The sequence below is a fragment of the Desulfurivibrio dismutans genome (genome assembly GCF_029210385.1).
GTDB lineage: Bacteria > Desulfobacterota > Desulfobulbia > Desulfobulbales > Desulfurivibrionaceae > Desulfurivibrio > Desulfurivibrio dismutans.
Genome location: NZ_JARGDQ010000002.1, coordinates 241,340 through 258,360 on the forward strand (window position 1 = coordinate 241,340; position 17,021 = coordinate 258,360).

Consider the following 17,021-nt stretch of genomic DNA (forward strand, 5'->3'; position numbering starts at 1 on the left):
CTCCTTGGCTAAAAATTTAATCTACTATTGAAAACATCTCGTTTGCCTACTATTGAGGGATGACGTTTCTTACTATATGCCATTTCCTTTGTCAAGCATGCCCCTGGTTTTTTTATGGCCTGCCGACCGGGGGGGTGTTGTCTTGCTTAACCCCTATAATAGTGTCTTTTTTCCAGTGTTGATCGTCGGCCTGGGGGTGGTCGCTGAGGTAATGCAGCCCCCTTGATTCTTTGCGGCTTAAGGCACAGCGGACGATCAGCTGGGCTATCAGGGCGATGTTGCGGAGTTCTACCAGATCAGGGGTCAGCAGGTAATCCTGGTAGTGGCTCTCCACTTCGGCCAGAATCGGTCCCAGTTGCTCCTGGATCAGGTGCAATCGTTTCTCGCTGCGGACGATGCCGACATAATTCCACATCAGCCGTCGGATCTGGTCCCAGTTGTGACTGATCAGCACGGCTTCTTCAATGGGTCTGGCCCGGTCGGCCCGCCAGGGCATGATGGCGGGAAAGGTCTGCTTGGCCAGCCAGGGCCAGTCTTTTCGGCACTGTTCCGCCGCCCGGTGGGCAAAAACCACCGCCTCCAGCAGGGAGTTGCTGGCCAGGCGGTTGGCGCCGTGCAGGCCGGTGCAGGCGGTTTCTCCCAGGGCGTAGAGATTTTCCAGATCGGTGCGGCCCATCAGGTCGGTTAGTACCCCACCGCACATGTAGTGGGCTGCCGGTACCACCGGAATCGGCTCCCGGGTGATATCGACTCCCAGACCCAGGCAAGTCTGATAGATGGTGGGGAAACGCTTTTTGAGAAAGTCCGCCGGCTGATGGCTGATATCTAGAAAAACGCAATCCTCACCGCTGGTCTTCATTTCCAGGTCGATGGCACGGGCCACGGCATCGCGGGTGGCCAGATCCCCGCGGGAATCATACTTGGTCATGAAGGCCAGGCCCCGGCGGTTGACCAGACGACCGCCCTCACCCCGCACGGCTTCGGAGATCAGGAAATTTTTTACCCGCGGATGATAGAGACAGGTGGGGTGGAACTGGACAAACTCCAGGTTGGCCACCCTGGCGCCGGCCCGGTAGGCCATGGCAATACCGTCACCGGTGGCGATGTCAGGGTTGGTGGTGTAGAGGTAGACCTTGCCGGTGCCGCCGGTGCAGAGCACCGTGACTCGGGCCAGCCGGGTTTCCACCTTGCCGTTTTGCCGGTTTAAGACGTAGGCGCCAAGGCAGCGGTCATGAAAAGTCGGCCCCGGTGGGTCGGTGACCTTCTTGGGCCGGGCTGGTTCTTTGTTTTCCGCTTTGGAGGCCAGCAATAAATCCACCGCCAGGTGGTTTTCCAGGATGGTGATGTTGGGCTCCTCGGCAGCTTTTTGCAGCAGACTCTCCTCGATGCTGCTGCCGGTGCGGTCCATGGTGTGGGCAATGCGCCGGGCGGAGTGGCCCCCTTCCCGACCCAGGTCGAGTTCTTCTCCGGGCTTGCTGCCCGCCTGAAAGGCCACCCCTATGGCCATCAGCTCCCGGACCCGGGCCGGGCCGGTTTCCACCACCATTTTTACCACCTCCTCATGGCAAAGTCCGGCCCCGGCGGTTAAGGTGTCGGCGATGTGGGCGGCAAAGGAGTCTTCAGGCGAGAACACGGCGGCGATGCCACCCTGAGCCAGGTTGGTGGCGGTGTCCAGCCGTTTTTTCTTGGTCACCAGGGTGACCCGGCCCAGGCGAGCGGCCTTCAGAGCGAAGGAAAGACCGGAGATGCCGCTGCCGATGATCAGAAAATCCGCTTGCTGTTCCACGCCGTTACTTTCCTTTATGGTGACTTTCTGGTAGGTTGAAGCCCCGCGGTGGGTCGGCACTGGGCGTCGTCGGGCGGGGGTCTGATGTTGCCATTTTGGATGTTAATGTTGCCGGCGTCGCAAAAATCCGCGTCGCCGGCTGGGTGCGCACTGTAGCTCATTGTTTTGGTGTTACCGTACAACACGCTTAGCGTTTTTTGCGAGTCTATCAACGTTAAGTTTATCAGTATCAGGGTCATTTTTATGAGTGAAATCAAGCTGGTGGTTTTTGACTGCGATGGGGTTATGTTTGATTCCCGCGGGGCCAATCGAGAGTATTACAACCGTATACGGGCCCATTTCGGGCATCCGCCCATGGACGAAGAGGAGTTGGAGTACGTCCATATGCACCGGGTGGAGGATTCCGTTCGCTATATCTTCCGTAATTTTCCGGATGATCTGCCCGCCGCCGCCAGCTTTCATCGTGAGCTGGATTATACCCCCTTTCTGCGCTACATGTACATGGAGCCTGACCTGATCCAGTTTCTTGATTATCTGCGGCCGCAACGCAAAACCGCAATCAGTACAAATCGTACCACCACCATGCCCATTGTGCTCGAAATGTTTCAGCTGGCCCCCTTTTTCGACCAGGTGGTGACGGCTCATGATGTGGCCAACCCCAAGCCCCACCCCGAGGCTTTGGAGTGGATCATGGAGAACCTGGGCGTTGGCCCGGACCACACGATTTACATCGGTGACTCCCAGGTGGACCGGGAGCATACCGCCGCCGCCGGGATTCCATTGATCGCCTTTAAAAATCCGGCGCTTAATGCCGAGTACCACGTGGCCAGTTTTATGGAGATCGTTAAGCTGCCGCCCTTTTGCGGTGGTCCCTGAGTGTTGGGCGAAAGGTTGAATTATGAAACTGGAAAATCATCATCAAATGCTGGCGCTGGCCCCCGATGCCCCCCGGGCGGAGGCGGCCGTGCGCCGTTTTTTTGCGCGAACCCAGTTGGTTCGTTACGATTTGGTGGAGGTGGCGGAAGCATCTGTGCTGCCCGCTGCCGACCCGGCTTTCTGGCCGGCCATTGACCAGGCGATCAGCCGTAACCGGCAGGTGCTGCAGGAGATCATCGAAGAGCTGAAGAAAGCGGGTATCCGTTCCGTTGATGACCTGGCCGTGCTGCCGCAGGGTTACCAGAGTAAACTGGCCCATACCGCCACCCACCTGCTCGACGGCTTCTTCGGCATCGACAGCGCCTTTTTCAGCCTGGTGGAGGATTCCCACTGGATCTCCGAAGCTTTAGGCCAGGAGATCCGGCGGCACCCCGATGAATATTATCTGCTGCCGGTGCGTGGTGAGTTGCAGATAAACCGGCAACAGCAGCTGGTCAGCACCTTCCGCCGTTTTGAGTCCTGAGCCGTGCTGCTCCAGGGGTGGCGTTCAGTCCTGATGGTGGTGGTGATGGTGCCCCCGGTGGGTCGGTCCTCCCGCCTTGACCAGGGCCTCTCCCAGCAGCCGGTCCGCGTCTTCCAGGAGCTCGGCAGCCCGATCGATGAGTTTGGCTACTTCGTTTAAGTTTTCGTTGCGGGCGGTCGAGCTCCACCGGCGGAACTCGGTGGCGTGCCCCTGGTTGTGCTCGATCCAGTGGGGCAGGAGAACCCGTAGTTTTTCCTCTGCTTGCTTTTCCGTCATGTCAACCGGTCCTTAAAGTTTGTTGGTGAGAATGACCTTGCCGGCCAGAAAGTCGATGCGGCTGATTACCGCCCCATCGATCAACTTGGGTTCCTCAAACAGGGTACTGATTCTGACTCCGTTGCTTTCCACTTCCAGCTGGGAGACGTTTTCCGCTATCAGTTCTTCCTTTTCCTGCTGTTGGTGGACGACGCTTATCTGGCACATGAATTATGGTTCCCCGTGGGTGGTGTGATGATTCTTCAGGCCGGGCTTTGCGGTTAGCCGCACGTTCTACGAAACCGACCATTATAAGCAATACAAAAAAGCGTTCACGAGCGCAACCGCTACCCGCATGAAATGGTGACAAAAAATGCAAAAAATATCTCAACCCTGGGGTGATTTAAGTAAGGCGCGCCGGATGCTGGCGGCGGCTGAAAATATCGCCGTCGTCGGGCTGTCGCCCAAAAAGCAGCGCCCCAGCAACCAGGTGGCTCGTTATCTGCTTACCCAAGGATTCCGGGTGGTGCCGATCAATCCCGGCCAGGAGCAGATTCTTGGCCTGCCATGTTTTCCTGATCTGACCACCGCCGTTAAGCAGTTGGGGATCCGGATGGATCTGGTGGATATTTTTCGTCGTGCCGATCAGGTCGGGCCGGTGGTGCGGGAAGCTATCGCAGTGGGTGCCGGCGGCATCTGGATGCAGGAAGGGGTGGTTAACCACGAAGCGGCTCGGGCGGCGGCGGCGGCGGGCCTGGAGGTGATTATGGACCAGTGCCTCAAAACCATTCACGAACAGCTGTGACCGACGTCTTGAGCTGAGCGTAACATTCTGCAGCGGCGACATTTCTTGACTTTTTCCCCGGCGTGCGCTACTAGTCCATGTTTTTCGTGTTGGTGCCGAATCGATTTTGATCAACCATAGGGACAGGAAAACCTTACTTATGCAGGCCCTGAAAGGATTTAAAGATATTCTGCCCGACGAGGCGCGGCTCTGGCAGCGGGTGGAGGGTACCGCCCGGGATATTTTCCGGCGTTTTGGTTTCGAGGAAATCAAGGTGCCGATTCTCGAGAAAACCGGGCTTTTTGCCCGCTCCATCGGTGAGGCCACCGATATCGTCGAAAAGGAGATGTACACCTTCAGCGACCGCAACGGCGAGTCCATCACCATGCGGCCCGAGGGTACGGCCCCGGTATTGCGGGCCTTCATCGAACACGCCCTGCACCTGCGCCGACCCATCAACCGCCTCTTTACCGTGGGGCCCATGTTTCGCCATGAACGGCCCCAGAAAGGGCGGCTGCGGCAGTTTCACCAGTTGAGCGTCGAGGCCCTGGGGGCCGATCATCCCCGGCTGGATGCCGAGGTGATCGCCATGGCCCGCCAGTTGCTGGTGGAACTGGGTTTAAAGGCCGAACTGCAGCTCAACTCCCTGGGTTGTCCCGACTGCCGGCCGGCCTACCGGGCCAAGCTGGTGGAGTTTCTGAGCGGCCACCGGGAGCAGTTGTGCGAAGACTGCCGCCGCCGGGTGGAGAGCAACCCCCTGCGGGTGCTGGACTGCAAAAGCGCCAACTGTCGACGGCTCAATGCCGAAGCTCCGGCCATCCTGGGCTCCCTGTGCGCCCCCTGCGACCAACACCTGGCCCGGGTGCGCCAAGATCTCGACGCCCTGCAGATCCCCTACACCATGAATCCCTTCATGGTCCGGGGGCTGGATTACTACACCCGCACCACCTTCGAGTTGCTCACCGACGCCCTGGGCGCCCAGAGTGCGGTGGGGGCCGGCGGCCGTTACGACGGCCTGGTCAAGCAGCTGGGCGGGCCGGACCTGCCCGGCATCGGCTTTGCCATGGGTCTGGAACGGCTGGTGCTGCTGCTCCAGGAGCAGGAACAGGCCGCCGCTGCCGGCCCCGATCTCTTCCTGGCCTGCCTGGGTGAGCCCGCCGCCGCCTACGGCTTCACTCTGCTGCAGAAATGCCGGCTGGCGGGCTTAAGCGCCCTGATGGATATTCAGGGCCGGGGCCTGAAGAGCCAGATGAAGCAGGCCGACCGCCTGCATGCCCGCCATGTGCTGATCATCGGCGAGGATGAACTGAACGCCGGCCAGGCGGTGCTGCGCAACCTGGACAGCAAGGAAGAGCGCCAGGTGGCCCTGGATGATGAATTAACGGCACTGCTGCCGCTGCTGCAGAGTTAGCAAGCCGGTGACTGTTCAGTAGCACCCCCGAAAGCGGCGATCAGGTCGGCTTGAGTACCTGGTGTGTGCTCCGCCGACTTGGCTTACCGCAGCCTGGGCACTGCTGAACAGTTGCAACATAACTGAAAACCATTAACACTCGATAACTAATTAACTTATTTCGGATTTTACTTAAATCTTAAGGAGCATCACCATGGAAGCCATGGGCAACCTGCGGCGCAGTCATCACTGTAATATCTTGAACGCCGAGCATATCGGCCGGGAAGTCACTCTCATGGGCTGGGTGCTGCGGCGCCGGGACCACGGCGGGGTGATTTTCATCGACCTGCGGGATCGCCGGGGTATTACCCAGGTGGTCTTCAACCCGGAGACCAACCCGGAGGTCCACGCCAAGGCCCATGCCCTGCGCAGTGAGTGGGTGCTGGCGGTGCAGGGGGTGGTCCGGTCCCGGCCCGAGGGGATGACCAACCCCAAGCTCAAGACCGGCGAGATCGAGGTGATGGTCTCCGAGTTGAAGATCCTCAATCAGAGCCAGACCCCGCCCTTCCCCCTGGATGAGGAGATCGATATTTCCGACAATCTGCGCCTGCAGTACCGTTACCTGGACCTGCGCCGGCCGGCCATGGCCGCCAACCTGATGTTGCGCCACCAGGCCTGCCAGGCCATTCGCCAATACCTCAACGGCGAGGATTTTCTGGAAATCGAAACCCCGGTGCTGACCCGCTCCACCCCCGAAGGTGCCCGCGATTACCTGGTGCCCAGCCGGGTCAACCCGGGCCGCTTTTTCGCCCTGCCCCAGTCGCCGCAGCTCTTCAAGCAGTTGCTGATGGTGGCGGGCATGGACCGCTACTACCAGATCGTCCGCTGCTTCCGCGACGAAGACCTGCGGGCCGACCGCCAGCCGGAGTTCACCCAGGTGGATATGGAGCTCTCCTTTGTCGGCGAGGAAGAGGTGATGGGAGTGGCCGAGGGGATGATGCGGGCCCTGTTCGCCGCCACCCTGGGCCGGGAGCTCTCTCCCCCCTTCCCCCGCATGACCTACGCCGAGGCCATGGCCCGTTACGGCACCGACCGGCCGGACACCCGCTTCGGCCTGGAACTGGTGGAATTGACCGCGGTGGTAAAAAACTGCGGCCTCAAGGTGTTCCGTGAAATCGCCGACAAGGGCGGGATGATCAAGAGCATCAACGCCAAGGGTTGCGCCGATTTTTCCCGCAAGGACCTCGATGACCTCACCGCTTACGCCGGCCAGTTCGGGGCCAAGGGACTGGCCTGGGTCAAGATCAAGGAGGGTGGCGAGTGGCAGTCGCCCATCGCCAAGTTCTTCACCGAGGAAGAACGGCAGGCCATGATGACCACCATGCAGGCGGAAAAGGACGACCTGCTCTTCTTTGTCGCCGACCAGCCGGCCATTGTCCATGGCGCTCTGGCGGAATTGCGGCTGGAGTTGGCCCGACGGCTTAACCTGGTGGCCAAAGACGACTTTTCCTTTGTCTGGGTCACCGATTTCCCCCTGCTGGAATACGACCACGAGGCCAAGCGCCACGTGGCGGTGCATCACCCCTTCACCGCTCCCCACGAGGAAGATCTGCCTCTGCTGGACAGTGATCCGGGCAAGGTGCGCAGCCGGGCCTACGACCTGGTGCTCAACGGCACCGAGATCGGCGGCGGCTCCATCCGTATCCACCACAAGGAGATGCAGGAGCGGGTCTTCACCGCCCTGGGGATCAGCCAGGAGGAGATCAACGACAAGTTCGACTTCCTGGTCCGCGCCCTGGAGCTGGGCGCCCCGCCCCACGGCGGCCTGGCCTTCGGCTTGGACCGGCTGATGATGATCATCGCCGGCCGCGACAGCATCCGCGACGTGATTGCCTTCCCCAAGACCCAGAAGGCCACCTGCCCGCTGACCAACGCCCCGGCCCCGGTGGCCCGGCGGCAACTCACCGAGCTAAGCCTTAAGCCCGACTGGCAGTAAACGTGCAGCAGCACCGCCAAAGGCGGCGATCGGGCCCGGCTTGCTTATTTGCAGGCACTCAGGGAGACCCAAGGATACGCTTTTGGTGGTGGCCAAGGGGTGGGGGCCGCGGCAACCGGTAGCGGCTCATTCTCGGCGGGCATCCATGCCCGCCTCCGAGGCGGCGGCGGCCTCCTGCGCGTCCATGCGCCCGGCCGCCGCCGAACCCGCCGCTACCGGTTGCCGCGGCCCCCGTCCAGGCTGCAAGCGAGTTGCACGTTGCGCTATGGTACCCACCTAGCACCACCAAAGGACGTTACCAGGTTTCAAGATCGCCTCTCTCTTGTTTGTCTGTTGCCGGTTGTGATAAGCTTGGGCCAAGTCTTCAATCATGTGGCCCGCTGCGTTACGCTGTAAACGATTCATGGGGCTGCGGGGTAAGTCGATCACGGCTTTGGGAGGTTATCATGACGGCTACCGCCGGGGAACTGCCGGCTGCGGTGCGTTTTTTGTTGGAACCGCAAGTTTATCCCCATCCGGTGGCGCGGGTGGAGTTGATACAGACCCATATCTCCTATGTGCTGCTGGCCGGTGATTTTGTCTATAAGATGAAAAAACCGGTGGATTTCGGTTTTCTGGATTTTTCCGACCTGGCCCGGCGACGCTACTACTGTGCCGAGGAACTGCGCCTCAACCGGCGTTTATGCCCGGAGATCTACCTGGCGGTGGTCAGCCTCAACCGGGCCGCAGACGGGGCTTTCAGCCTGGACGGGCCGGGGGAGCCGGTGGAGTACCTGGTGAAAATGGCGCGGATGCCGGAAAAGGGCATGATGCCGCGGCTGATTGAGCGGGATGAGCTGACCGCCGGGCATTTGCACCTCATTGTCCACAAGCTGGTTCCCTTCTACCGCCAGGCCGACGACTCGCCGGAGGTGCGTGAGCTGGGCGGGGTAGAGGCGGTGCGGTTCAATGTCGAGGAAAATTTCCAGCAGACCGCCGCTTTTGTCGACACCCCGGCCCTGAGTCGGGAACGCTTTAACCGTATCCGCCAGCGTTCCCGGGCCTTTCTGGCCCGCCCCGAGCTCTTTGCCGCCCGCCAGGCGGCGGGCTGGATCCGCGAGGGGCACGGCGATCTGCATGCCGCCAATATCTGCTTTGCCGATCACCGGGTGCATATTTTCGACTGCATCGAGTTCAACCGCCGCTTTCGCTGCGCCGACGTGGCCGAGGATATCGCCTTTCTCGCCATGGACCTGGATTTTCGCGGCTTAAACGAACTTTCCCGCCATTTCGTGGAGTATTACGCCGACCAGGCTGACGATCCGGAGGTGCTCACCATGCTCCCCTTTTACTGCTGTTACCGGGCCTACGTGCGGGGCAAGATCAGCCTTTTCACCGCCGCCGAACCGGAAGTGGACGCCGCCACCCGCCAACAGGCCCAACAGCAGGCCGGGCGCTATTTCGCCCTGGCCCAGTGCTATGCCGATGAACTCTGCTGATTCTCCTGTAAACGTCCAGCAGCACCGCATCTTTGGGCGATCAGCCAAGCTTGCGTACCTGGGGTACGCGGCACTTGGCTGCTTGCCCAAAACTGCGGCACTGCTGAACGTTTCCATCCCTTTGCAGCAGCAGGAGGGGGTTGATGAACAGTTTTATTCCTCTGACGGGCCGGTTTTGTATGTTTTCTTTGGGCTGATTGCCACCGGTAAGAGTACCCTGGCCCGGGCCTGGGCCCAGCGGCGGGGGCTGGCCCATTACAATTCCGATGTGGTGCGCAAGGAGCTGGCCGGCCTGGCGGTCACCGCCAAAAGCCGGGACGAGGAGGGTCGGGGCATTTACACCCCGGAGTTCACCCTTCGTACCTATGATGAACTGCGCCGCCGGGCCGCCAACGAATTGCGGCAGGGGCGGAGTGTGGTGCTGGATGCCTCCTATCACGACCGGGACCAACGGCAGCGGCTGGTGGAACTGGCCGTATCCCTGGAGGTCGGATTGCACTTTGTCCTCTGCCAATGTTCCGATGAGGTCAAAAAACAGCGCCTGGCGCGGCGGGCCCAAGACCCGGCGGCGGTGTCCGACGGACGCTGGGAGATTTACCTGCGCCAGCGGCAAAAATACCAGCCCCCCACCGAACAGCCCGCCTCCCGGTTGACCACCATCGATACCGACCGGCCAGTGCCGAAGCTGCTTGCGGAACTAAGTAGGCGGTTGCCGTAATCAGGAGGTTAATCATGGACACGACCAGCGTACATTTGTTGATTTCCGGCCGGGTGCAGGGCGTTTTTTACCGCGCTTTTACCGAGGAAACGGCCAAAAAGTTTGGCCTCAAAGGCTGGACCCGCAACTTGCCCGACGGCAGGGTGGAGGCGGTGCTGGAAGGCACCCGGACGGATATTGAGCAGGCCATCGCCCGGCTCCGGCAAGGACCGCCGGCCGCCAGGGTGGACGATATCGCCACCCAGTGGCAGGAAGCGGCCGGGCACCCCGATTTTACTATCCGCTATTCCTGATCCGGAAGCTCGACGGCTGACAACTTATTTACGGGGTCGGTGTCTGCCGCGCTCTGGCGGCCGGGGTCGCTCAACTGCCGCCCTGCAGACGCTTTTTCACCCCGGGGAACAGGTCCAGCTCGGTGTGGGGCAGGAACTGGGAGGCGGTGTACTGCTCCTGGAAGGCGGTGACCTCGGATAGTTCGAAACTGGTGAGCTTGCGGACCACCTCCACCACGTCCCGGCGGATATGGTTGCTCATGGCGCTCATCCAGGCCCCCATCAGGGAGCCGTTACCGACATAAAGGAATTTCTCCGGGGCGATCTCCGGCAGCAGCCCCACGGTCATGGCGGCGTCCAGGTCCAGGTAGCTGCCGAAAGCCCCGGCCAGGATTACCTGCTCCAGGTCGCCGATACTCAACCCCACCTCCTCCACCAGGGTCTTGACCCCGGCAAAGATGGCCGCCTTGGCCCGCATGAAGTTTTCGATATCCACCTCGTTGAGCACGATGTCATGGTCCACTCCGGCCTCGTGCCGCCAGGCCAGCACGTATTCCCAGCCGCTGCGGCCTTCCCGCAGCCGGTCAGTGGCCCGCTGCCGGTTAAAGCGGCCTCCGTGGTCCAGCACCCCGACGGTGAACAGGGATGCCACCAGGTTGAGCAGCCCCGAGCCGCAGATCCCCACCGGTGCTTTGCCGCCCACCGTGGTCAGGCGCGGCTCCAGGGTTTCCGGGTCGATGGCGGCATCCTCGATGGCCCCCTGGGCGGCCCGCATGCCGTGGGTGATGCCGCCGCCCTCGAAGGCCGGGCCCGCCGAACAGGCGGCGCAGACCAGCCACTCCCGGCTGCCGATGACGATTTCGGCGTTGGTGCCGATATCCACATAGAGGGTCAACTTGTCGGTGCGGTACATGCCCGAGCCCATCACCCCGGCCACGATATCGCCGCCCACGTAGCTGGAAACCGCCGGGTAACAGAGCGCCACCGCGTGCTGGTCCAGCTCAAGACCCAGGTCGGCGGCCCGTACCGGCGGCAGGAAGGTGCTGGCCGGTACGTAGGGCGCCCGGCGGATGTGGCTGGGGTCCAGCCCCAGCAGCAGATGGGTCATGGTGGTGTTGGCGGCCAGGGTAATCGAGCTGATCTCCTCCCGCCGCACCGGCCCCCGGGCCGCCTCCTGGGGCGGGTGGGCCTTGGTTAGCAGCTTATCCAGCACCTGGTTGATGGTGTTGACCGCCAATTCCTGCATCAACTCCAGCCCTTTTGGCTTTTCGGCGTAAATGATGCGAGAGATGACATCCTCGCCGTAGCTGAGCTGACCGTTGTAGGCGCCGTCGCGGGCCAGCACCTTGCCGCTTTCCAGGTCCACCAGGATGCCGTAGATGGAGGTGGTGCCCAGGTCGAAGGCCAGGGCGAAGTTGCGCCGGGTCCAGTCGCCCGGCTGGATGTCCATGATGAAGTTTTTGCCGGCATGCACCGGCCGGGCCACGGTGACGGTGACCAGGAAATCGTCGGCCCGCAGGGCGGCGGGGATTTTTTTCAGCACCGGCAGGGTGATCACCATCCGGTGCTCGTCATACTGACTGCTCAGGGCGTTGATGATCCGGCCGGCGTCGGCCATGTTGTCGGCCTGTCCGGGCCGGGGCAGTTCCAGGAAAAATTTCTCCACCGGCGGTAGAAAAAGCCCGTGTTCCCTCAATTCTTCGATGTCGTAGACATGCATCCGGGCCTGGTTGCGGCCCGCCACCTCCCTCCGGTCGCCGGTGATCAGCCCGCCTTTGCCCAGGCCGGATTCCACCGGGATCCGCACCACCGTGTCGCCGGTGATGACGGCGCCGCAGGCCAGGCGATGGCCCTGCTGAAAATCACCCGGCAGGATCTTTTCGCTCTCCCCGCCCTGCACGGTGCCCTGTTCCACGATCACCCGGCAGCGCCCGCAGGCCCCGTCGCCGCCGCAGGAGGCGTTGACATGCAGCCCCAGTCGCCGGGCGGCGCTGATCAGGGTTTCGCCGGTCGCGGCGTTCACTGTCCGGCTGCCCGGCTCAAAGGTGATGCGGTATGACGTTTGTGACTGTTCGCTCATTTGGCTTACCCCAGTTCCATGATTTCCAGTTGCTGCAACTGCGCCAGGGTGTAAACCGGTCCGTCGACGCAGACCAGGTGGTGGTCCAGGTGGCAGTGGCGGCAGAGGCCCAGGCCGCATTTCATCTGGCGCTCCAGGGTGGTGATAATCTGTTCCGGGGCGATGCCCGTCGCTGCGGTCTGGCGACATACGGCCCGGATCATCGGCGGCGGGCCGCAGATCAGGACGCTGGTTTGCTCCGGCGCCGGTTCCAGCTCGGCCAGCAGTTCGGTGACCAGCCCCACGGCGCCGGTCCAGCCCGGCGCGCCCTGGTCCACGGTGAGCCGGCAGTCCACCCGGCCGCTTTGCTGCCAGCGGGCCAGGTCTTCGCCAAAGGCCAGGTCGGCCGGGGTACGGCTGCCGTAGAGCAGGGTGAGGGGGCCGAATTTTTCCGGTTCGGCCAGGCAGCTTTCCAGCACCGAACGCAAAGGGGCCAGGCCGATACCGCCGGCGATGAACAGCAGCCGGCGGCCGTGCAGGTCGGCCAGGGGAAAAGGGCGGCCGTAGGGTCCCCGCAGGCCCACCTCCGCTCCCACCGGCAACCGGTGCAGGGCCTCGGTCAGTAAGCCCACCTTGAGCACGCTGAGCCGCAGCTCCGGCTCATGGGGCGAGGAGGCCAGTGAAATGGGCGCCTCGCCGCAGTGGGGTACGGAAACCATGACAAACTGCCCCGGCTGGTAAGCCGAGGACCGTCCGGCGGTCGATCGTGCCCCGTTGGCTGCCGGCAACTCCTCCAGCGGCTCCAGAACCAGGGTCCGGATCCGTGGGTTTTCTTCGATAATCCGGCTGATCCGCGCCCGCACGGGCAGGTAGGGATCAATCACCCCACCGGGCCGGATCTTATCAATCGTCATTGGCTAAATTCCCCTGATCTCTTTATGTAAGGGTTCAGTCGGAGCACCAATCGTCTGGGCCCGGAGCAAAGTGAAAGTCGCGTGGGGCCTGGACGGGGGCCGTGAAACCCGGTAGCGACGGGTTCGCCCGCTGCCGGGCGCATGGACGCGCAGGAGGCGGCGGGCACCTCGGAGGCCGACAGGATGTCGGCCGAGAATGAGTCGCTACCGGGTGTCACGGCCCCCACCCCGTGGCCAAGGCCAATGACTTTGACGCCACTTTGGGTCGAGTCGTTGCAAGTTTACCTCCCGGCCAGGTTGATAAAATGCAGGATATCGGCGCCGCCGAAGCAGGCCCCGACGCAGCGGCCGCAGCCCATGCAGCTGGGGCGGCCGTGTTTTTTCACATCCAGTTCAAGCTTGTGGCGGAAACGTTGGCGCAACTTGTCTTTGCCCGGCTGCACCGGGTTGTGGCCGCCGGCCATGGCGGTGAAGCCGGTGGCGGTGCAGGCGTCCCAGAGCCGCAGGCGTCGGCCGTGGTGCTGGTCCTGCGGTTGGTCGACGATGGTGAAGCAGGTGCAGGTGGGGCAGAGGTAGGCGCAGCCGTTGCAGTCCTGGCAGCGGGTCGCCAGCTCTTCCCAGACCCCCGACGGCAGGGTGTCGGCGGCCAGCCGCTTGATGGCCTGGTCGGCGTGGACCTGGCGGCTGAAGCCGCCCCGGGCCTCCAGGTAGAGCTGGAAGCGGCGGTTGCGTTCTTCCGCCGGGGCCGAGCGGAAAAAGTGGGGCCAGCGCCGGATGATCTCGGCCCCGCCGGCCCGGCCCACCTCCACCAGGAAATCGCGGCCCAGGTCGGTGAGTTGCAAATCACTGCCCTCTTCCAGGAAGGGGCCGGCATTGACTGCGGCGCAGAAGCAGTCGGCAAAGGGCTGGTTGCAGTTGAGGCCGATCAGCAGGCTGTTTTCCCGCCGTCGCCGGTAGCTCAGCTCCCGGCGGCCGGGCAGAAAGACCACGTCGAGATAAAGCACGGCGTTGAGATCACAGGGCCGGACCCCGAAGAAGAGGGTGGGTGGGGTAGTGGTGGCCGGCGGTTGGAAATGGTAGCCCCCGGCGTCGTCCAGCCGGTAGTCGTAGAGGTGTTCCTGCTGGGGAAAGAGAAAATCTTTCAGGGAGTTCTGTGGCTGGCTCTCAAGGTCCGGGACGGTGGCGACCGGGTTGGCGATCTCCTGGAACATGGTGTCGCCGTGGTCGTTGCGGACCGGGGCCACCAGCCGGTATTCCTTGGCCAGGCGCCGCAGCAGGGGGGCCAGATGGTCGCGGCTGAGCAGGTACTGGTCACTCATGGCCGCCTCCCCTCATCCCCCCCGGCTTTTTCCAGCCTGACGGCGCAGATCTTGTATTCCGGGCAGCGGGCCCGGCGGTCGCTAGCGGTGGTGGTCAGTTGGTTGATGGGGGCCTCGGCGAAGTGAAAATTGCCGTAAACCATGCCCGGCGGCACCTGCTGGCTCAGCTCGGCCTTAAACTCCACCTCTCCCCGGCGGGAGATCAGCCGTACCGCCTCACCGCCGGCGATCTGCCGCGCCCGGGCGTCCGCCGGGTTGATCTGCAACAGCGGGTGGCGGCATTCCCGGTTGAGGATGGCGCTGTGGCGGGTCATGCTGCCGGTGTGGTAGTGGTGGTAAACCCGACCGGTGTTGAGCAGCAGGGGGTAGTCGGCATCGGTGCTTTCCGCCGGCGGCTGGTGCTCGGCCACGGCAAAGCGGCCCCGACCGCGGGTGAAGTAGTACTTGTGCAGATAAGGGGTGCCGGGATGCTGCCGGTCCCAACAGGGCCATTGCAGGCCCCAGCCGCCGGCCAGGCGGTCGTGGTAGATGCCGCCGTAGATGGGGGTCAGCAGGGCGATTTCCTCCATGACCTCGGCCGCCGACTGGTAATCCATGGGGTAGCCCAGTTGTTGGCTTAAGGCGGCGATGATCTCAAGATCGCTTTTGGCCTGGCCGGGCGGCGCCACGGCGCGGCTGATCAGTTGCACCCGGCGTTCGGTGTTGGTGAAACAACCATCCTTTTCGGCAAAACAGGCGGCGGGGAAGACCACGTCGGCTTGGGCGGCGGTTTCGGTGAGGAAAATGTCGCTGACCGCCAGGAAGTCCAAGCGGCGGAAGTTCTCTGCCACCCCGTTGAGATCCGGGTCGCTGAGCAGTGGATTTTCCCCCATGATCAGCAGAGCGCGGATGCCGCTGGCCGGGTCCGGCTGGCCGGGTTGGTCGGCACCGCCTGCGCCGCCGGGTTTCGCGGCCGGGCTGTCGCTTTTACTAACCGGACCATCGCCACTGTCCGGCTCCCGGCCATGGGTCATGGCCAGCAGGGTGCGACCCGGCCAGGCCGGCGGTTCCACCCCCCAGGCGGCGGCAAAGCGTTGCCGCGCCTCGGGGTCGGTCACCGGCTGGTAGCCCGGCAGCATCCCCGGCAGGGCTCCCATGTCGCAGGCCCCCTGGACGTTGTTCTGGCCCCGCAGCGGGTCCACCCCGGCGTCTTCCTTTTCCACGTTGCCGGTGAGCATGGCCAGGTTGGCCAGGACCTCCACGTTGGCCGTGCCGCAGACATGCTGGGTGACCCCCAGGCAGTAGCAGATCACCGCCTTGCCGGCCCGGCCGTAGAGCAGGGCGGCCCGGCGCAGCTCTTCGGGGGCGACCCCGGTCTGCCGGTAAACCTCCGCCAGGTCCAGCCGGTAAAGATAGTCTCGCAGGGCAAAAAAGTTTTCCGTGCGCAGTTCGATGAACAGGTCGTCGGCCAGGTTTTCATCGAGGATAACTTTCATCAGGCCGTTGATCAGCGGGATGTCGCTGCCGGGCTTGAGGGCCAGGTGCAGGTCGGCCAGACGGGCGATGGCGGTGCGGCGGGGGTCGATGACGATCAGCTTGGCGCCGCGGTCCTTGGCGGCATAGATGCGGCGGGCCACCTGGGGATGGGCCTCGGTGGTGTTGGAGCCGGAAACCAGGATAACCTCGGCGGCCTCAATCTCGTTGATGGAGTTGGTCATCGCCCCGCTGCCGAAGGTGGTGGCCAGACCGGCCACCGTGGGGGCGTGTCAGAGGCGGGCGCAGTGGTCGATATTGTTGGTCTTCAGCACCGCCCGGGCGAATTTTTGCAGCAGGTAGTTCTCTTCGCAGGTACACTTGGCCGAGGCCAGCACTCCCAGCGCCTCAGGACCGTGTTCCGCCCCGATGCGGCCCAACTCGGCGGCGCAATAAGCCAGGGCCTCGTCCCAGCTCACCGGCTCCAGCCGGCCGTTTTTGCGGCGCAGGGGGGAGGTGAGGCGGGCCGGGTGCTGGATGACCTCCGGCAACTGCCACCCCTTAACGCACAGGTTGCCTCGGGAAACCGGATGGTGGCGGCTGGGGAGAACACCCACCACCTGGTCGCCCTCACAGCGCAGGTACAGCCCGCAGCCACAGCCGCAATAGGGGCAGATGGTGAAGACATTTTCACGTACACGATCACGGGGCACCGCGTTCACAGACCCGTCCTCCGCCGCCGTCGGCTCATTTTTTCGCCTTGCACCCGCCGCCGCATTTCTTGGCCGGGGCGGCGGCCGCCTCATCTTTCATCATGCAGCCGGTTTCCCCGCACCGCGGGCAAGTTTTGGGTTTGCAGCGTCCTTCCTTCGTAGTTCCGCATTTTTCGCATTTGAACGTTGCCATTTTGTATCGCCTCATGTTTTAGGGTTGTTAACAAAAACCATCGTTACATCCGACAATAATTGCCACTTTCCGTTCCATCATAGCCTTGTCCATGGGGTGTCAGCAAGTAACAAATATTCATGTTTGATCAATGTCTGGGCTTGCCGGCTTGGTTTGCTTTTCTTCCTTTGCGCCGGTTCAACTTCATTGTACTATTGGACGCAAATTTTTTGCTAATCTTTGTGCTTGCTTGGTTTCAAGCCATTGTTATGGTTGCTTAGCGCTGTGAAACCAGCAAAATAATTTACGACTTG

At 62.6% G+C, this 17,021-nt stretch carries 16 protein-coding genes; 8 read left to right on the plus strand and 8 right to left on the minus strand.

Features of this window, described 5'->3' with window-relative positions:
• Positions 1-112: 112 nt before the first annotated feature.
• Positions 113-1,786 (minus strand): L-aspartate oxidase, encoded by a 1,674-nt coding sequence (nadB, locus tag P0N66_RS03065; RefSeq protein ID WP_275802523.1) that lies wholly within the window; start codon positions 1,784-1,786, stop codon positions 113-115.
• 243 nt (positions 1,787-2,029) lie between these two features.
• On the opposite strand from nadB, the gene P0N66_RS03070 reads away from it, so the two are divergent.
• Both P0N66_RS03070 and P0N66_RS03075 read left to right on the plus strand, forming a co-directional pair.
• Complete coding sequence (locus P0N66_RS03070) at positions 2,030-2,662, plus strand: HAD family hydrolase (protein ID WP_275802524.1); 633 nt, start codon at positions 2,030-2,032, stop codon at positions 2,660-2,662.
• Between the two features lie 22 nt (positions 2,663-2,684).
• Positions 2,685-3,185: a hypothetical protein gene (locus P0N66_RS03075; RefSeq protein ID WP_275802525.1), complete on the plus strand. Its 501-nt coding sequence runs from the start codon at positions 2,685-2,687 to the stop codon at positions 3,183-3,185.
• Between the two features lie 24 nt (positions 3,186-3,209).
• Here the strand turns inward: P0N66_RS03075 and P0N66_RS03080 are convergent, their stop codons facing one another.
• Entirely contained in the window at positions 3,210-3,461 is a 252-nt protein-coding gene (locus tag P0N66_RS03080) for a DUF8180 domain-containing protein (protein ID WP_275802526.1), read from the minus strand.
• 12 nt (positions 3,462-3,473) lie between these two features.
• Positions 3,474-3,668: a CooT family nickel-binding protein gene (locus P0N66_RS03085; protein ID WP_275802527.1), complete on the minus strand. Its 195-nt coding sequence runs from the start codon at positions 3,666-3,668 to the stop codon at positions 3,474-3,476.
• A 145-nt stretch (positions 3,669-3,813) separates the two neighbouring features.
• On the opposite strand from P0N66_RS03085, the gene P0N66_RS03090 reads away from it, so the two are divergent.
• From P0N66_RS03090 to P0N66_RS03115, 6 genes are all read left to right on the plus strand, one after another.
• A complete protein-coding gene (locus tag P0N66_RS03090; protein WP_275802528.1) occupies positions 3,814-4,245 on the plus strand; it encodes a CoA-binding protein in 432 nt (143 codons plus the stop codon).
• A 139-nt stretch (positions 4,246-4,384) separates the two neighbouring features.
• The gene (gene hisS, locus P0N66_RS03095; RefSeq protein ID WP_275802529.1) at positions 4,385-5,635 is read left to right on the plus strand and encodes a histidine--tRNA ligase; all 1,251 of its coding nucleotides are present in this window, start codon (positions 4,385-4,387) and stop codon (positions 5,633-5,635) included.
• 193 nt (positions 5,636-5,828) lie between these two features.
• Positions 5,829-7,610, plus strand: coding sequence for an aspartate--tRNA ligase (aspS, locus tag P0N66_RS03100; protein ID WP_275802530.1), 1,782 nt, complete (start codon positions 5,829-5,831; stop codon positions 7,608-7,610).
• 446 nt (positions 7,611-8,056) lie between these two features.
• Positions 8,057-9,088, plus strand: coding sequence for a hypothetical protein (locus P0N66_RS03105; RefSeq protein ID WP_275802531.1), 1,032 nt, complete (start codon positions 8,057-8,059; stop codon positions 9,086-9,088).
• 82 nt (positions 9,089-9,170) lie between these two features.
• Positions 9,171-9,806, plus strand: coding sequence for a P-loop nucleotide/nucleoside kinase family protein (locus P0N66_RS03110; protein ID WP_275802532.1), 636 nt, complete (start codon positions 9,171-9,173; stop codon positions 9,804-9,806).
• 14 nt (positions 9,807-9,820) lie between these two features.
• Positions 9,821-10,099, plus strand: a complete 279-nt coding sequence (locus P0N66_RS03115) for an acylphosphatase (RefSeq protein WP_275802533.1) — start codon at positions 9,821-9,823, stop codon at positions 10,097-10,099.
• A 70-nt stretch (positions 10,100-10,169) separates the two neighbouring features.
• Here the strand turns inward: P0N66_RS03115 and P0N66_RS03120 are convergent, their stop codons facing one another.
• The 5 genes from P0N66_RS03120 to P0N66_RS12850 form a co-directional block, all read right to left on the minus strand.
• Positions 10,170-12,158 (minus strand): ASKHA domain-containing protein, encoded by a 1,989-nt coding sequence (locus P0N66_RS03120; RefSeq protein WP_275802534.1) that lies wholly within the window; start codon positions 12,156-12,158, stop codon positions 10,170-10,172.
• A gap of 5 nt (positions 12,159-12,163) precedes the next feature.
• Complete coding sequence (locus P0N66_RS03125) at positions 12,164-13,051, minus strand: FAD/NAD(P)-binding protein (protein WP_275802535.1); 888 nt, start codon at positions 13,049-13,051, stop codon at positions 12,164-12,166.
• Between the two features lie 281 nt (positions 13,052-13,332).
• On the minus strand, positions 13,333-14,370 hold the full coding sequence (locus P0N66_RS03130) for a 4Fe-4S dicluster domain-containing protein (protein ID WP_275802536.1): 1,038 nt from the start codon (positions 14,368-14,370) through the stop codon (positions 13,333-13,335).
• Positions 14,367-16,628, minus strand: a complete 2,262-nt coding sequence (locus P0N66_RS03135; protein WP_275802537.1) for a molybdopterin oxidoreductase family protein — start codon at positions 16,626-16,628, stop codon at positions 14,367-14,369. The genes P0N66_RS03130 and P0N66_RS03135 overlap by 4 nt, the downstream gene beginning before the upstream one ends.
• Positions 16,570-16,743, minus strand: coding sequence for an RCKP-type rubredoxin-like domain-containing protein (locus tag P0N66_RS12850; protein ID WP_431189995.1), 174 nt, complete (start codon positions 16,741-16,743; stop codon positions 16,570-16,572). Before P0N66_RS12850 ends, P0N66_RS03135 begins: the two co-directional genes overlap by 59 nt.
• Positions 16,744-17,021 lie beyond the last annotated feature (278 nt).